The sequence below is a fragment of the Polynucleobacter sp. MWH-Adler-W8 genome (assembly GCF_001889925.1).
In the GTDB taxonomy this organism is placed as follows: domain Bacteria; phylum Pseudomonadota; class Gammaproteobacteria; order Burkholderiales; family Burkholderiaceae; genus Polynucleobacter.
On the sequence record NZ_LZFI01000005.1, the window covers coordinates 149,687 to 162,537 of the forward strand.

A 12,851-nucleotide genomic window follows, 5' to 3' on the forward strand; every position below is an offset into this window, starting at 1 on the left:
CAAATTGAGTTAGTAAACTTTTTAAATAATATTAATGGCGTAGCTCTAGGCGATCCACGCCATCGCGCGTGAACTCAAAAGTAGAGATCCAATCTAAGACATCGATTTGATTACGCATTTCTGAAGGAAAAGGACCAAATGGCGCAGAGGCTCTCACAATTGCCAGCGCTTGGCGGTCTAGCTCGGGATTGCCAGAACTACGGCCAATCGAGAGCCCATCCTTGCCTTGAGCATTTGTAGTGATTCTGCCTTGGTTATCAACGCTGACAACAATCACTAGACTACCGTACAAAGGGCGTCCATTCGCCCTTGGGAAAAAAGCACTACCGTAAGCCTCAATCTTCTGACGCATCGCATCGTAATAATGCGCAAACGTGACTGCCTTGGTATTAGCTCCAGTCAATACCTTACGTCTAGGCTCTTTACCATCAGCTTGTAAGCGTTTAGCTAACTCAGCCTCTAAAGAATTTAATTGGGGAGTAATTTTTTGCTCGTCGCCACTCTTGCGACCACCTGAACGACTGCGCTGCTCATCTAGCTTAGCGAGCATTTGTTTTTGCTGTTTTTCTAAAACCTCAAGCCTAGCCTCAGCACCCAATCTGGCACGGTGCATTGCTGTGGCATCTTGAGTTTCTGTTTTACCGCCACCCTGCAAATCAGCCTGCGCCAACTTATTTGCTTTTTGAGGTGGCGTTTTATTGCTGGCGTTTACTAAAACCACGCTCAATGGCGTATTTAGTCTGCGGTTCTGAATCTCTCCAACACCCCAACGGAAAGATAAGAAAACAATGTGGATCAGTATTGAAGCGCACAAGGCAAATCGAAAAGGGTGACGATTCCAAGCGCCTCGCAGATAATGCAAAGCCTTACCAAGCCTCTCAGGACATGGAAACTCTAACGATTTAATCTGGGCCAGCATCTTCTTCAGGGTTATCCGAAACTACTTGCTCTGGAGTCTGCTCGGCAACCTGATCGGCCGAAGGCTTTTCGGGGGATTCAATTTTTGCCTCGATCTCCAACACACGAACGCCAGCACTTAGCTGCAGAAAATCTACATCTGCGATCACCACTTCCGCACGGGTCATGCGCGGATGGGTTGCCAATTCAGGGATAGGTAGATGTAGAGGTACTAACTCCACTCTGGACATACCCTCTTTTAAATGGCGCACATGCACTGTTTTCGAATCACCGTCTTGAGTGATCCAACGTAAACACCAATACTTTTCCAAGCGATCTTGGAACTCGCCATAAGCTTGATAGCAAGATTCAAAGTCAGCAGCCATACCCATCAAGGTAGCGTCTCTCGGCGGGAATGGGGCAACCATCTTGGCAGTAACACCATGCTTTGCTAGCGCAATTAATTGCCACTGATTCACCAAATCAGAATATCGACGTAAAGGAGATGTACACCAGGCGTAATAGTCCAAGCCAAGACCCTCATGAGGTCCAGGGGTTGTTTGCATCCGAGTACGCAATGGACCCCAACCCTTTTGAGTTCTGAATAATCCAGGAAGACCATGATCTGCTAGAAGCTGTCCTGAGGCGCTATTACAGAAAATCATCCACTCCGCAACAATCGTATCCAAAATAGAACCGCGTTGACGTGGCACGATTTCTACGCGCTGAACCCCATCAACATCTTGAATCTGAAAATGAAAGTCTCTTGCCAGGGCATTTGGATCTATGACACCTAACTGCTCAGCACGCAAACCATTTGCTAGACGCTTCTCTTGACGCCCTGCATGCAGATGTTTAGCAGCTTGCCATAGAGTCGCCAGCTCTTTGCGATAGGGGTAGTTAGAACCCTCATCCAGCAGACTCTCTTCACTCACGAGATGCTCAATATTTTCCAGGCGCAAATTGGCAGCCATCGGCACCATCTCAGCACGCATCTGCAAGCTCGCTCGATTGGCAATGCCCTCAGCATCAATATCCACATAGATTGATAAGGCTGGTCTAGGCATACCCTCATCTAATGAAAATTGCTCAATTACTGAATCGGGCAGCATTGTAATTTTGTCACCCGGAAAGTACACCGTGGACATGCGATTGCGAGCGACTAGATCTAGTGGATCATCTTTTGTAATGGCCAATCCAGGAGCAGCGATGTGAATACCTACTCGATGCCCGCCCTCGATTACCGTAACGGATAGAGCATCATCAATCTCTGTAGTGCCCGAATCATCAATGGAGAATGCTTGTACCTGAGCAAGCGGCAGCTCAGCAATAGCAGCTGCATATGCTGCTTGATCAACTCCGATAGCAAGGTTGTGATCCGCTCCATTCGGAAAATGCGCCTTCAGGAACAAGCCCTGGTGATACGCCAAAGGAGAGTCGATTGCACCACAACGAATCATCAGCTGCGCCGGAGACTCCCCGGTTTCAGTGCAGGCTGCGATCAATGCCTTATAGGCAGAGGTATTTTTATCGGGCGAGAAAAGTAATTGCTTGGCTGAAGACTTCAGTGCCTCAGGGAAAGTACCAGCAACCAACTCTTGCTGCCAAATGGATTGCTGTTCGAGCTCTTTTTGTTTGCGATCTAATGCAGCCAAACCAGCCTGTAACTGCTCTAGTGGAGCCCTCTGAAACCGTCCGCGCCCCTTGCGACGGAAAAATACTGGCGCCCCTTGCAAGGCAATAGCCAGCGCAACTTGTTGTGGAATGCTCGCTTGTGAGCCAAAGTACTCATGCGCTACATCAACCAAGCCAAACTCTTCATCAGGCGCACAGTCCCAAAGGAACTGCAAATCAATATCGGCAGTGAGTGTGCTGGCTTCATCCATAGCCATTTGAGCTTCAGGCTTTTCAAAACGCAGCCACACTTCCTTGGCTTTGAGTTTGATCTTTTTTCCAGAAAGACTAGTTGCTTGCCAAGACTCTGCATCGCCAGCGCCTGAAGCAGACTGGACTGTGGCGATCTTAATATCGCCACCTTCTTCGTATAAAAGATTCATGCTTAGAGCGAGATCCCGCCGCTGGCCTCTAATGCCACTCCATTAACATAGCTTGCCTCATCGCTTGCTAAGAATAAATACACATTTGCCATTTCAGCGGGGGTACCCAGACGACCAAGCCAACTGCGTTTTTCAATGTCTTGCACAATATTTGCTGGCATAGCCATAACCATTTCAGTGGCGATAAAACCAGGGCACACCGCATTGACTCGAATGCCTTTAGGCCCTAATTCACGCGCCCATGTTTTTGTAAAACCAATCACACCAAATTTAGTAGCTGAGTAATTGGTTTGGCCAAAATTACCGTAGAGACCCACAACGCTTGATGCATTGACCACTGCGCCAGAGCCAGCTTCCAGCATGTGCGGCACGATTAACTGAGTGCAATTAAATACACCCTTCAGATTGACATCAATCACGGTATCGAACTGTGCTTCGGTCATCTTAATTAAGCGTGCATCTTGAGTAATGCCTGCGTTATTGATCAAGATATCAATCCGCCCATGCTTTTGCATTACCTGGTCTACAACTGACTGAATGCTAGCGCGATCGGTGACATTCATGACATAGCCTTCGGCATTAGGCGTTTTTTCAGCCGCGCTATTAACGGCCTCCAGGCCAATATCCGTAATGATAACTTTTGCGCCTTCTTCTGCAAAACGCTGAGCAGTAGCAAAACCAATACCCTTTGCCGCGCCGGTAATGATGGCTACTTTGTCTTTTAGTCTATTGCCCATGATTTGCTTTCTATTTTTGCTTTTGTTATCAATTCTTTTTTTACTGCGCCGAAATGGCTTTTAATATTTTCTGGTGTACGCCACCAAACCCGCCGTTGCTCATTACCAAAATGTGATCGCCAGGCTGAGCCTCATGGGCAACCGCCTTCACTAATGCCTCAAGATCATCAAAGGCATGCGCTTTACCCTGTTCTTGCATATTGAGTGGAGATAAGACATCTGCCAAATCCCAGCCCAATGATTCCTTGCCGGCATTAGCGCCATAGGCAAACACTTTGTCAGCAGCCTCTAGACTTCCAGGCAGTTGAGCTTTCATCACACCGAGCTTCATCGTATTTGAACGTGGCTCAAGTACCGCCAAGATACGTGCTTTACCAACACGGCGACGAAGACCATCAACTGTAGTCGTGATCGCGGTTGGATGGTGGGCAAAATCATCATAGATCGTGATGTCATTTGCAACACCAATCGTTTCCAAGCGACGCTTTACATTCTTAAATTCCGCCAATGCGCGTGCACCATCTGCTGGAGGGATACCAATATGATTTGCGCAAGCAATCGCTGCAAGTGCATTGAGTTGATTGTGTCTACCCATCACACCAGAATCAGGCGCCCACTTCACAGTGGCTACCTCTTTACCTGCCTTGCGCACGATGAAACCATCAGCCTCTTGAGCAATTAAAGACCATTCATTTGTGAGTTCTTGCCCGAACCGCTCTACAGGCGCCCAAGCGCCATGCGTGATCACGCTCGCCAATGCAGGCTCCTCACCATTTACAACCAGTAAACCATCGCCAGGAACAGTGCGCACTAAATGATGAAATTGTGTTTCGATTGCCGCAAGATCAGCAAAAATATCGGCGTGATCAAACTCTAAGTTATTCAATAGGGCCGTACGTGGTCGATAGTGAACAAACTTACTACGCTTATCAAAGAAAGCAGTGTCATATTCATCAGCTTCAATAACAAAATATTTACTTTCGCCTAAACGTGCAGACACTGTGAAATTCAGAGGCACACCACCAATGAGATAACCCGGTTTGTAACCGTTGAATTCCAAAATCCAAGTCAACATAGCTGAAGTAGTTGTCTTGCCATGCGTACCCGCTACAGCTAAAACATGTCGCCCATACAAAACTTGTTCGCCCAACCATTGCGGGCCTGAGATATAGGGTAGCCCTTGATTGAGAATTGCTTCCATCAATGGATTACCACGAGAAACCACATTGCCAATCACGAATAAATCAGGCATGGTCTCAAACTGAGATAATTGCTCGGGTGAGAATCCTTCAATTAGTTCGATGCCTTGAGCTTCAAGCTGCGTACTCATTGGGGGATAGACGTTGGCATCGCAACCAGTAACGCGATGCCCAGCCTGCCTCGCGATTGCGGCAATGCCGCCCATGAAAGTACCGCAAATGCCCAAGATATGTATATGCATTAGCGAATTTTAGCGAAGGAGTTGCAATGAACCGTAGACAATTGATCATCATCGTCGCAATTAGTCTTTTGGCACTCCTTGGGGGTGTACTCACCTCCCAGTGGATTTATAAAACTGGCTTGGCCAGCGATCCCGCTGTGAAAGCATTTTTTGCCAATTCTTGGCAAACGCCAGATGGAAAAACAGTTAATCCCCAAGATTGGCAAGGAAAAGTGTTGGTGGTGAACTTTTGGGCCTCCTGGTGCCCACCATGTGTCGAAGAAATGCCTGCTTTAGATAAGCTCCAGCAAGAGTTCTTGCAGAAAAATGTCTTATTTGTCGGTATTGGTATCGATTCGCCCTCTAATATTCGTGAATTTCTCTCAAAAACCCCAGTGAGCTATCCGATTGTGATTGGGGGTCTTGAAGGAAGCAATCTTTCTAAGCAGCTGGGAAATTCCCAAGGCGCCCTTCCTTTCACCATCATCATCAATGCCAAGGGTAAAGCAAGCTATAGCAAATTAGGAAAAATAAGCGAAGATGACATCAGAAGTGAAATTAAATCCGCTTTATAGGTAGTTTTAAGCTATACATGGATTTATCGAACCATTAATTTCTGCCTAAAAATTAAGCATTTATTTTGATATCCGCTCCTTAAAGCGATGAAAATTCCTATTTTTGCAGCGAGTTTTTGGTCTTTTCCTAGCTTTAAAAAGGTATACTCCCCTTCATAAGCAATCGAGCATGAAGTTATTTAGCAATTTAAGCTTAACTGCCTCTAAAAACAGGGATCTATGTCGAAAAAAGCTTCAATTCTCGTAATTCAAGGCCCAAACCTAAATCTATTAGGCACCCGTGAACCCGATGTTTACGGAAAAACTACCCTAGAAGATATCCACCAAAGGCTCGGCGAGCTGGCAAAAGCGCAGTCCGTTGATCTCGATACCTTTCAAAGCAACCATGAAGGTGAGTTAATTGACCGCATTCAAAAGGCTAAACAAGATGGGGTTGATTTCATCATCATCAACCCAGGCGCCTTTACCCACACAAGCGTTGCATTACGCGACGTCTTGGCTGGGGTAGCTATCCCTTTTACCGAAGTCCATTTATCCAATATTCATCAGCGCGAAGAATTCCGTAAACATTCCTATTTGTCCGATATTGCGACTGGGGTGATTTGTGGTCTTGGCGCGATTGGCTATGAATTAGCCCTGCAAGCAGCTATTGCTCGCTTGCAGAAATAAAACTATTTAAAGAATGACAAGAGAGGAAGCACTCGTATGGATCTGAGAAAACTAAAAACCTTGATCGACCTAGTTTCTGAATCAGGAATTTCAGAATTAGAGGTAAATGAAGGCGAAGATCGCGTTCGCATTGTTAACGCAGTTTCTCCCGCACCAGCCGCCCAAATGGTTTACGCTAATCCAGCACCTGCGATGCAAGCCGCACCAGCAGCTAGCGCGCCTGTTGCAACAGCTCCTATCGCTGAAGCATCCGCGGCTGAAACTGGCTCTATTGCACGCTCACCAATGGTTGGCACTTTCTACCGCGCCCCAAATCCAGAGTCTCCGAACTTCGTCAACATTGGCGACACGGTAAAAGTAGGTCAAACACTTTGCATTATTGAGGCAATGAAGTTGCTCAATGAAATCGAATCCGAGCACGCTGGTGTGATCAAAGAAATTCTTTGTGAAAACGGTCAAGGTGTTGAATTTGACCAGCCGCTTTTCATCATTGCTTAATTGACTACCTTTAGTTCAATTCCAATTCACTGTTACTTAACTCAGAGCCGACATGTTCGATAAGATTCTGATTGCCAATCGGGGAGAAATTGCTCTCCGCATCCAACGCGCATGCCGCGAGTTGGGAATTAAAACTGTGGTGGTGTACTCCACAGCAGATAAAGAAGCGAAGTATGTAAAGCTTGCCGATGAAGCGGTTTGTATTGGGCCGGCGCCATCTCCGCTTAGCTATCTGAATATGCCAGCGATTATTTCTGCAGCGGAAGTTACCGACGCAGAAGCAATTCATCCTGGTTATGGCTTCCTTTCTGAGAACGCAGACTTTGCAGAGCGGGTTGAGAAATCTGGCTTTGCCTTTATTGGACCTACAGCTGCGTCTATTCGCCTGATGGGTGACAAGGTTTCTGCAAAACGCGCCATGATTAAAGCTGGTGTTCCTTGCGTACCTGGATCAGAGGGCGCACTTCCTGATAATCCAAAAGAAATTATTGCAACCGCAAAAAAAGTGGGCTATCCAGTAATCATTAAAGCTGCTGGCGGTGGTGGTGGTCGTGGCATGCGAGTAGTTCACACTGAAGCTGCGCTGATCAACGCTGTCAATATGACCCGAGAAGAAGCAGGTCGTGCCTTTGGCAACCCAGAAGTCTATATGGAGAAGTTTTTAGAAAAACCTCGCCACGTTGAGATTCAGATTCTTGCCGACACTCATGGCAATGCGATTTGGTTGGGTGAGCGCGATTGCTCTATGCAGCGTCGCCACCAAAAAGTGATTGAAGAAGCGCCGGCACCAGGCATTGATCGTCGCTTGATCGCCAAAATTGGTGAACGTTGCGCAGAAGCCTGTCGCAAGATTGGCTACCGTGGCGCAGGTACCTTTGAGTTTCTCTACGAAGATGGTGAATTCTTCTTCATTGAGATGAATACTCGTGTTCAGGTGGAGCATCCAGTGACTGAAATGATTACTGGTGTAGATATCGTTCAGGAACAAATTCGTATTGCGGCTGGCCTGAAACTCAGCTATCGCCAAAAAGACATTGTTTTCCGTGGTCATGCCATTGAGTGCCGCCTGAATGCTGAAGATCCATTCAAGTTCACCCCGAGCCCAGGCAAAATTGGTTCATTCCACATGCCTGGAGGCCCTGGCATTCGGGTTGATTCGCATGCTTACAGCGGCTATGTAGTGCCATCAAACTATGACTCCATGATTGGTAAATTGATTTCTTACGGTAATACTCGTGAGCAAGCCATTCGCCGCATGCAGATTGCGCTCTCTGAGATGGTAATTGACGGCATTACAACCAACATTCCACTCCACCGTGAGCTCATGCTAGATCCGAACTTCATTGAAGGCGGCACCAGCATTCACTACTTAGAGCATCGCTTAGAAGAGCAAGCTGCGAGTCGCGGCAAATCCTAATGATGAAAGCGCTTCATGTCTTATCGTGAACTGGTATTCACGGTAGCCGCTGAAACCGCCGAGCCTTTGGGTGACGCGCTTTTGGATTTGGGCGCCCTGTCCGTCACTGTTGAAGATGATGCTGCTGGTGGCTATGACGAAAACCCACTTTACGGTGAGCCAGGCCTCTCTCCAGAAGTGCAAGCGTGGGATAGATCAGCAGTAACCGCTCTCTTTAATCCAGAGATTGATGCTTCAGGCAGTGCAGAATTTATTCCCGAACTACTTGCATCCCTTAAAGAGGCGGGCTTTCATCTAGCACCTCCTCAAGAAAAAACAGTCGAAGAACAAGACTGGGTTCGTTTAACCCAAAGTCAATTTGCACCCATTCAGATTGGTGAACGGATTTGGGTAGTGCCATCTTGGCACGATGCACCAACTGATCCCAATGCGATCTGCCTTGCGGTTGATCCAGGTCTCGCATTTGGTACTGGCAGCCACCCAACCACGCATTTATGCCTTCTTTGGCTTGAACAACAAAGTCATTTGCAAAATCAAAGTCTCTTGGATTACGGTTGTGGCTCAGGCATATTGGCAATTGCCGCCGCAAAGCTGGGCTGTAAACCAGTGATCGGTACCGATATTGATCCGCAAGCGATGGTTGCTGCTCGTAGTAATGCAGAAATCAATAACACCATCATTCGCTTTGTCTTGCCAAACGAAGGCGCACTCGAACTGGCCGCCGAAACCAAATACGACATTGTGATGGCCAATATTTTGGCAAATCCACTACAAGTTCTTGCGCCAGCCTTAGTCAACAAGATGAAGGTAGGCGGACGCATTGTTTTATCTGGTGTACTTGCCCGCCAAGCAGAAGAAGTGATTACTACTTATAGCCAATGGCTCAAGCTCTCTGTTTGGAAAGAGAGTGAGGGCTGGGTTTGCTTGCACGGCACCTTAAACAAGGACAAGCAAAGCAATTCTGAATCTACTTTTGCTGCACCTGCTCAAAAAAAAAGTCTTAAGTTAGTCCTTTTAGCTGCTTTATTTTTGCTACTCCTTATTTTTGGAGAGCATCTCTCCAGAAATTCATTGCTTCCCGCATTAGCACCACGCATTGATGGGACATCAAATTCCATTTCCGTTAGTGCGTTTCATGTTTTACAACATATCGATGCAAAACTTTGTCGTGCACTAGGATGTCTAGATCGCACTGTGAGCGATTTTTCTGCATGGAAAATAACTTCAGCCGCACTTGCGCCAGAAAACGCGCGAGAAGGCCTTAAAAACCCTGCAAATCAATCTCTGCTGCAAGTGGAGATACAGAATCGTCTAGCTATTGCCGTTTTAGCGCCGAATTTAGAAATTTCTTTAACTGATGCAGAAGAATCTGAAATCAAATCACTGCAATTCACTCCACAAGAGTGGCTACCGAAAGCTTGGCAAGAATCTCATCCTGATTTTTTAAAAAAGGGGATCCCTTCTGGCGAAATGCTGCAGCTTGAGCTGCTTATTTCTCTTCCACTGAATGCTGCGGGCTATCGTGTGCGAGTACTCTACCCCTAAATTAATTCATAAACACTACATTTACACCCAATTTTTCTAAAGAAAGTAATTTATGGCTAGCTTGATATGTGGCTCCATTGCCTACGACACCATCATGAACTTTGAAGGTAAATTTGCCGATCAAATCCTGCCTGAGCAGATTCATATTCTGAATGTAGCCTTCTTGGTACCAACTATGCGCCGTGAATTTGGCGGTTGCGCTGGCAATATTGCCTACAACCTCAATCTTTTGGGCGGCGATCCAATCATCATGGCTACAGTGGGTGGTGATGCCACGCCCTACATGAGTCGCCTTGAGCAACTCAAAATTGATGCAAGCCATATTCGCCAGATCGATCAAGCGTTTACCGCACAAGCCATGATCACTACCGATCAAGCAAACAACCAAATCACCGCCTTTCATCCAGGCGCCATGGGTGAATCCCATCTGAACCAAGTCTCGGCAGTTGTGGCTGAGCGTAGCAAGAACGCTAAGGGTCCAGCGAAATTAGGAATCGTTGCACCCGATGGTCGCCAAGGAATGTGGGAGCACTGCCATCAACTAGCCGATGCCAATATTCCCTTTATCTTTGATCCAGGCCAAGGTTTACCAATGTTTAATGGCCCCGAGCTTCTGGAATTGGTCGATATCGCCAGCTACTTGGCAGTAAATGACTACGAGGGAGAAATGCTTTCTCAAAGAACGGGCTTGAGCTTGGCCAAAGTGGCTGAGCGAGTTAAGGCGCTGATCGTTACTAAAGGCGCTGAGGGGGCTGATATTTATGTTGATGGCAAGGTGATCGCTATTCCATCGGTGCCGGCTGGAAAAGTAGTCGACCCAACAGGTTGCGGGGATGCCTTCCGAGGTGGATTGCTGTTTGGTCTAGAAAATGGCATGGACTGGGACACCACTGGCCGCCTCGCTAGTCTCATGGGCTCAATCAAGATTACCCATCAAGGGCCACAAAATCACCAACTCAGCAAAGATCAGATCGCAGAGCAATTTAAAGCAGCATTCGGCTTTAGTTTCTAAGTAAAAACAGCCTAGGGCGCCTAGGTTTACTAATTTCTCAATCTGGAAATAAAAAAAGGGGTCTCGTGAGAGACCCCTTCTAGTAACACCCGTCCGATTAAGGACGTGTGCCAGTTGGGAAGGGCCAAGCGGCGGCAGGATTCAACGCACTAGTCGCTGGTGCAGCTTTCTTAGCCGCGGGCTTTTTTACAGCGGAGCCCGCTTTCTTCGCAGCAGGCTTACTTACTTTTTTTTTGCTACGCGCTTCTTTGCAACTTTTTTAGCTACTTTTTTAGCAGCTGGCTTTTTAGCAGCAGCTTTTTTAGCAGCAGGACGCTTCTTAGCTACTTTTTTAGCAGCTGGCTTTTTAGCAGCAGCTTTTTTAGCAGCAGGCTTCTTTTTAGCTACTTTTTTAGCAGCAGGCTTCTTAGCAGCTACTTTTTTCTTAGCAGCTGGTTTCTTTGCAGCAGGTTTTTTCTTGGCGATTGCCATATTAATACTCCTTCACGTGAGGATTAGTACAAACTACATTAAGAAGACCCGACCATCTAATTCCGCCTGGTTTTGCAACCTTTTGGAGCTGACGAGCGAGCCATTCATCGGCGCGCGGCTTGATGCTAGGTGCTGCACGCTAATGAATCCTGGAAAAAAAGCCGTGGTCCCAAAGGACAACGGCTTCTTAAATGTGCTGGAAAAAATGGAGAGAATAGCCCAGGCACCCTTGAGCAAGGGTTTTCGGATTTGAGTCTGTTTTTGCTGACTTCTTAAACTATCCAACCGTCTAATCTCCAATTTAGCCGGCTATGCGCTTACTTACTGCTTACTACTCCCAACTTAGCGCACCGCCAGTTTGATACTCAATAACGCGTGTCTCAAAAAAGTTTCTTTCTTTCTTAAGATCAATCATTTCTGACATCCATGGAAATGGATTCTCTTCATTTGGGAACATCGCGTCAAGTCCTATTTGCAAACATCTGCGATTACAGATGTATCTTAGATACCCTTTGAACATCGGAGCGTTCAATCCAAGTACTCCGCGAGGCATCGTATCTTCGGCATAACGGTACTCTAATTCGACCGCTTTTTCGAAGATGGATTTGATCTCGTCTTTGAACGCGGAAGTCCATAACTGCGGGTTCTCCAGCTTGATTTGGTTAATCAAATCGATACCAAAATTGCAGTGCATAGACTCATCACGAAGGATGTATTGATACTGCTCAGCAGCACCCGTCATTTTGTTTTGACGACCCATTGCAAGTATTTGCGTAAAACCAACATAAAAGAACAAACCTTCCATCACGCAAGCAAAAACGATGAGCGAACGAAGCAACTTTTGATCGTTTTCTAATGTGCCAGTCTGAAAATTTGGGTCAGTTAATACGTCAATAAACGGAATTAAGAACTGATCTTTGGCGCGAATCGATTCAATTTCGTTATACGCATTGAAGATTTCAGCCTGATCTAAGCCCAAAGATTCCACAATATATTGGTAAGCGTGGGTATGAATTGCCTCCTCGAAAGCCTGGCGCAATAGGTATTGGCGGCATTCTGGGGCAGTAATGTGGCGATAAGTACCCAAAACAATGTTGTTTGCCGCCAAAGAATCGGCTGTTGTGAAGAAACCGAGGTTGCGCTTAATAATGCGACGCTCATCTTCTGTCAGGCCATTTGGATCTTTCCAAAGCGCGATATCGCGGTTCATATTGATCTCTTGTGGCATCCAGTGGTTTGCACAGCCAGCTAAATACTTTTCCCAAGCCCATTTATATTTAAATGGAACCAACTGATTAACGTCAGTCTTGGCATTAATGACGCGCTTATCAGCGGCATTGACACGCAAGGCAGCGCCACCAGCCGCAGCAGCTTGCACTGGGGCAGCAGAAACAACTTGAGGGGCTACCTGAGCAATCTGATCTACCTGTAGGCGTTGTGGCTCCGCTGCAACCGGCTGCGGTGCAAGACTAGCTTTCGCTAGTGCTGGAGCGACTTCTTCTTCCCAATTCAACATAACTTTCTCCTAATTCTTCTATTCCGACCAATAAGCA

General features: G+C 46.7%; 12 protein-coding genes and 1 pseudogene. 7 read left to right on the forward strand and 6 right to left on the reverse strand.

The genetic code is table 11. The features are described from left to right. Positions 1-31: 31 nt before the first annotated feature. Genes AOC28_RS07520 through mpl form a run of 4 tightly spaced genes read right to left on the reverse strand, consistent with a single transcriptional unit; the run spans position 32 to position 5,132 of the window. Positions 32-919: a TonB family protein gene (locus tag AOC28_RS07520; protein ID WP_083564264.1), complete on the reverse strand. Its 888-nt coding sequence runs from the start codon at positions 917-919 to the stop codon at positions 32-34. Further along, positions 903-2,954, reverse strand: a complete 2,052-nt coding sequence (locus tag AOC28_RS07525; protein WP_072583352.1) for an RNB domain-containing ribonuclease — start codon at positions 2,952-2,954, stop codon at positions 903-905. Before AOC28_RS07525 ends, AOC28_RS07520 begins: the two co-directional genes overlap by 17 nt. 2 nt (positions 2,955-2,956) lie before the next feature. Further along, positions 2,957-3,691, reverse strand: coding sequence for a beta-ketoacyl-ACP reductase (locus AOC28_RS07530; protein ID WP_072583353.1), 735 nt, complete (start codon positions 3,689-3,691; stop codon positions 2,957-2,959). Positions 3,692-3,731: 40 nt separating this feature from the next. Continuing rightward, a complete protein-coding gene (gene mpl / locus AOC28_RS07535; RefSeq protein WP_072583354.1) occupies positions 3,732-5,132 on the reverse strand; it encodes a UDP-N-acetylmuramate:L-alanyl-gamma-D-glutamyl-meso-diaminopimelate ligase in 1,401 nt (466 codons plus the stop codon). 26 nt (positions 5,133-5,158) lie between these two features. Here mpl and AOC28_RS07540 point away from each other — a divergent pair, with 26 nt between their 5' ends. The 7 genes and pseudogenes from AOC28_RS07540 (at position 5,159) to AOC28_RS07565 (ending at position 10,827) form a co-directional block, all read left to right on the forward strand. Beyond that, entirely contained in the window at positions 5,159-5,686 is a 528-nt protein-coding gene (locus AOC28_RS07540; RefSeq protein ID WP_072583355.1) for a TlpA disulfide reductase family protein, read from the forward strand. A 219-nt stretch (positions 5,687-5,905) separates the two neighbouring features. Then, positions 5,906-6,355 carry a type II 3-dehydroquinate dehydratase gene (gene aroQ, locus AOC28_RS07545; RefSeq protein ID WP_083564265.1) on the forward strand — a complete coding sequence of 150 codons (450 nt, stop codon included), beginning with the start codon at positions 5,906-5,908 and terminating at the stop codon, positions 6,353-6,355. A 36-nt stretch (positions 6,356-6,391) separates the two neighbouring features. Next, positions 6,392-6,853 (forward strand): acetyl-CoA carboxylase biotin carboxyl carrier protein, encoded by a 462-nt coding sequence (accB, locus tag AOC28_RS07550; RefSeq protein WP_072583356.1) that lies wholly within the window; start codon positions 6,392-6,394, stop codon positions 6,851-6,853. Between the two features lie 52 nt (positions 6,854-6,905). Beyond that, complete coding sequence (gene accC / locus AOC28_RS07555; RefSeq protein WP_072583357.1) at positions 6,906-8,270, forward strand: acetyl-CoA carboxylase biotin carboxylase subunit; 1,365 nt, start codon at positions 6,906-6,908, stop codon at positions 8,268-8,270. 15 nt (positions 8,271-8,285) lie between these two features. Further along, positions 8,286-9,206 (forward strand): annotated as a pseudogene (prmA, locus tag AOC28_RS11520) (50S ribosomal protein L11 methyltransferase); the annotation flags it as partial. Then, positions 9,195-9,815 carry a DUF3426 domain-containing protein gene (locus AOC28_RS11525; RefSeq protein WP_255407147.1) on the forward strand — a complete coding sequence of 207 codons (621 nt, stop codon included), beginning with the start codon at positions 9,195-9,197 and terminating at the stop codon, positions 9,813-9,815. The pseudogene prmA and the gene AOC28_RS11525, both read left to right, overlap by 12 nt. Positions 9,816-9,867: 52 nt before the next feature. Continuing rightward, entirely contained in the window at positions 9,868-10,827 is a 960-nt protein-coding gene (locus AOC28_RS07565) for a carbohydrate kinase family protein (protein WP_072583359.1), read from the forward strand. A gap of 222 nt (positions 10,828-11,049) precedes the next feature. Here AOC28_RS07565 and AOC28_RS07570 read toward each other — a convergent pair whose 3' ends face one another. Next, a complete protein-coding gene (locus tag AOC28_RS07570) occupies positions 11,050-11,298 on the reverse strand; it encodes a histone H1 (RefSeq protein WP_143143907.1) in 249 nt (82 codons plus the stop codon). A 331-nt stretch (positions 11,299-11,629) separates the two neighbouring features. Next, positions 11,630-12,814: a ribonucleotide-diphosphate reductase subunit beta gene (locus AOC28_RS07580; RefSeq protein WP_072583361.1), complete on the reverse strand. Its 1,185-nt coding sequence runs from the start codon at positions 12,812-12,814 to the stop codon at positions 11,630-11,632. Between the last annotated feature and the right edge of the window lie 37 nt (positions 12,815-12,851).

Bases quoted from the DNA above. Each gene is read 5' to 3' on its own strand.
- AOC28_RS07520 (WP_083564264.1), bottom strand. From the start codon at position 919: ATGCTGGCCCAGATTAAATCGTTAGAGTTTCCATGTCCTGAGAGGCTT.
- AOC28_RS07525 (WP_072583352.1), bottom strand. From the start codon at position 2,954: ATGAATCTTTTATACGAAGAAGGTGGCGATATTAAGATCGCCACAGTC.
- AOC28_RS07530 (WP_072583353.1), bottom strand. From the start codon at position 3,691: ATGGGCAATAGACTAAAAGACAAAGTAGCCATCATTACCGGCGCGGCA.
- mpl (WP_072583354.1), bottom strand. From the start codon at position 5,132: ATGCATATACATATCTTGGGCATTTGCGGTACTTTCATGGGCGGCATT.
- AOC28_RS07540 (WP_072583355.1), top strand. From the start codon at position 5,159: ATGAACCGTAGACAATTGATCATCATCGTCGCAATTAGTCTTTTGGCA.
- aroQ (WP_083564265.1), top strand. From the start codon at position 5,906: ATGTCGAAAAAAGCTTCAATTCTCGTAATTCAAGGCCCAAACCTAAAT.
- accB (WP_072583356.1), top strand. From the start codon at position 6,392: ATGGATCTGAGAAAACTAAAAACCTTGATCGACCTAGTTTCTGAATCA.
- accC (WP_072583357.1), top strand. From the start codon at position 6,906: ATGTTCGATAAGATTCTGATTGCCAATCGGGGAGAAATTGCTCTCCGC.
- AOC28_RS07565 (WP_072583359.1), top strand. From the start codon at position 9,868: ATGGCTAGCTTGATATGTGGCTCCATTGCCTACGACACCATCATGAAC.
- AOC28_RS07570 (WP_143143907.1), bottom strand. From the start codon at position 11,298: ATGGCAATCGCCAAGAAAAAACCTGCTGCAAAGAAACCAGCTGCTAAG.
- AOC28_RS07580 (WP_072583361.1), bottom strand. From the start codon at position 12,814: ATGTTGAATTGGGAAGAAGAAGTCGCTCCAGCACTAGCGAAAGCTAGT.